General features: G+C 61.8%; 2 protein-coding genes and 1 pseudogene. 2 read left to right on the top strand and 1 reads right to left on the bottom strand.

The window, feature by feature from the left end:
* Positions 1 to 917, top strand: a 917-nt coding sequence (locus tag A2I95_RS30635) for an acetyl-CoA C-acyltransferase (RefSeq protein WP_291735930.1), incomplete at its 5' end; no start/stop codon positions are given.
* Between the two features lie 107 nt (positions 918 to 1024).
* Here the strand turns inward: A2I95_RS30635 and ubiB are convergent.
* Positions 1025 to 2488, bottom strand: coding sequence for a 2-polyprenylphenol 6-hydroxylase (gene ubiB / locus A2I95_RS30630; RefSeq protein WP_291735929.1), 1464 nt, complete (start codon positions 2486 to 2488; stop codon positions 1025 to 1027).
* A 23-nt stretch (positions 2489 to 2511) separates the two neighbouring features.
* Here ubiB and A2I95_RS30625 point away from each other — a divergent pair.
* Positions 2512 to 2636, top strand: a pseudogene (locus A2I95_RS30625) (beta-ketoacyl synthase N-terminal-like domain-containing protein); the annotation flags it as partial.

Below are 2636 nucleotides of genomic sequence, written 5' to 3'. Positions count from 1 at the left end.
GGCTTTGCGGTTCCGGAATGCAGGCAATCATCTCAGCGTTTCAATCTCTTGCTATTGGTGATGCCGAGTTCGCACTGGCCGGCGGCGCCGAAAACATGTCGCGCAGCCCCTACATCCTCCAGCAAAGCCGCTGGGGTGCGAAGATGGGCGATGTGAAGTCGCTCGATATGATGCTGGGGGCGTTGAACTGCCCGTTCGGGACAGGTCACATGGGGGTTACAGCCGAGAACGTCGCCGATGAGCATGGTATTACGCGCGCGCAGATGGATGAATTTGCCGTCACCAGCCAGACCCGAGCGGCGGCTGCAATCGAGGCCGGGCATTTCAAATCGCAGATTGCGCCGGTAGAAGTGAAGGTCAAGCGCGACATGGTACCGTTTGAGGTGGACGAGCACCCCAAGGCGACCACCCTGGATGTGCTGGGCGGGCTGAAGGCGGTGTTCCAGAAAGACGGCCGGGTTACCGCCGGCAATGCCAGCGGAATCAACGATGGCGCGGCGGCGGTGGTACTGGCCACGGCCTCCGCAGCAGAGAAGGCAGGTCTGAGACCCAAGGCACGGATTCTGGGCTATGCCCATGCAGGGGTGCGGCCGGAAGTAATGGGCATCGGCCCGGTGCCCGCAGTGCGCAGCCTGCTGGAGAAAACCGGCCTGTCACCCAGTGATTTTGACGTGATCGAGTCAAACGAGGCCTTTGCCTCGCAGGCGCTGGCGGTGAACAAGGAACTGGGGCTGGATCCTGCCCGGGTGAACCCGAACGGCGGAGCGATCGCGCTGGGCCATCCGGTGGGCGCGACCGGCGCTATCATCACATTGAAAACGCTCTATGAATTGGAACGGACTGGTGGGTCGAAAGGTCTGATCACCATGTGCATCGGCGGTGGCCAAGGCATCGCTTTGGCAATCGAGCGGTTGTAATTAAAAGGGGAAGAGAAGGGGGCGCTGCCCCCTCGCGCCTTGCGGCGCTCACCCCTGGAGTATTTGACACCAGAAAGAAGACTGGAGCCATTAGGGCCTTTGCATGCTCACAGCAGCAAGGCAACTACGGCAAAGAGGCTTGCTCCGCCGGCGGCTCCCAGAAGGGCCGGAGTTACCCAGCTGTTCGCGCTGCGTTTATGTGTCCCGTTCTGCGCCGCTTGTGCGATCAGCGCCTGTTCCACCAGCGCGGGCAGCCGGGGACCAAACCGGGCCATCACCTTGGCGGTGTCCAGAAGGTCGGAAACCACGGCGCGCGGGCCGATTGATTTCTTGATGTAGTCCTCGACCACTGGCTGGGCGGCTTCCCAGATGTTGATGTGCGGATCCAGCGAGCGGGCAACGCCTTCAACCACCACCATGGTGCGCTGCAGCAGGATCAGCTCGGTGCGAGTTTCCATGCCGAAACGTTCGGTGACTTCAAACAGATAGTTCAGCAGTCGGCCCATGGAGATGTTTGAGGCATTCATGCCGAAGATCGGCTCCCCCACTGCGCGAAGGGCGCGGGCAAATTCGTCGACATCACGGTTGGCAGGCACGTATCCGGCCTCAAAATGCACTTCTGCCACGCGTTTGTAGTCGCGTTTTATAAAGCCATAGAGAATCTCGGCATAGACCCGGCGGGTGTACTCATCAATATGGCCCATAATGCCGAAATCATAGGCGATAATGTCACCGTTGGCCGCGACCTTCAGGTTGCCCTGGTGCATGTCGGCGTGGAAAAAGCCATCCCGCAGCGCATGGCGCAGAAACAGCGACAGCACCCGGTTGGCCAGGACCGGGCGGTCATGGCCCGCAGCATCCAGCGCGTCATTGTCCCCCAGCGCAACGCCGTCCGCCCAGCCCATTGTCATCACCCGCCGGGCGGAATAACCCCAACGGATTTCGGGCAGCTGGAAGCCTTCGTCATTCACGGTATTGGCGGCAAATTCCGAGGCGGCGGCGCTTTCCAGACGCAGGTCCAATTCCCCTTGCACCACGCCGTCGAAATGCTCGATCACATCCATGGGTTTCAGGCGGCGGGCGCCGGGGGCGAAGAGATCGACGATGCGCGCAGCGAAATAGAAGGCGTCGACGTCCCTGTTGAAGGCCCGTTCGATGCCGGGGCGCAGCACCTTCACCGCGACTTCCTCGCCACTTTCGGCCAGAGTTGCCCGATGGACCTGGGCGATGGAGGCGGCGGCAACCGGGTCGCTGAAGTCGGAGAAGATTTCCGAGGCGGGGCGGCCCAGTTCCTTTTCCACTTCGGCTAGAGCCTCGGCGCGGGAGAATGGAGGCAGCTTGTCCTGCAAAACGCGCAGCTGCCTGGCGAGATCCTTGCCCACCACGTCGGGCCGGGTCGAGAGCACCTGGCCAAACTTGATATAAGCCGGTCCCAGTGCGTTCAGCGCCCGGGTTTCGGGCGGCATTGCCGGGTCGCCTTTGTAGCCCAGCCATTTGAACGGCCAGCCCAGGGTGCGGGCCAGGATGCGCAGCGGCTTTGGCGCCTCGAACGCCTCCAGCACCGAATGCATGGCGCCGGTGCGCTCGAAAGTGGCTTTGCGGTTCCGGAATGCAGGCAATCATCTCAGCGTTTCAATCTCTTGCTATTGGTGATGCCGAGTTCGCACTGGCCGGCGGCGCCGAAAACATGTCGCGCAGCCCCTACATCCTCCAGCAAAG

The sequence above is a fragment of the Leisingera sp. F5 genome (assembly GCF_001593695.1).
The sequence above is the reverse complement of the archived record's forward strand: the minus strand, read 5'-3'. Positions and strand labels throughout refer to the sequence as shown.

What these genes read in the sequence shown, in the direction of transcription:
- ubiB (WP_291735929.1), bottom strand. Translation starts at nt 2,488, where the DNA reads ATGCATTCGGTGCTGGAGGCGTTCGAGGCGCCAAAGCCGCTGCGCATC.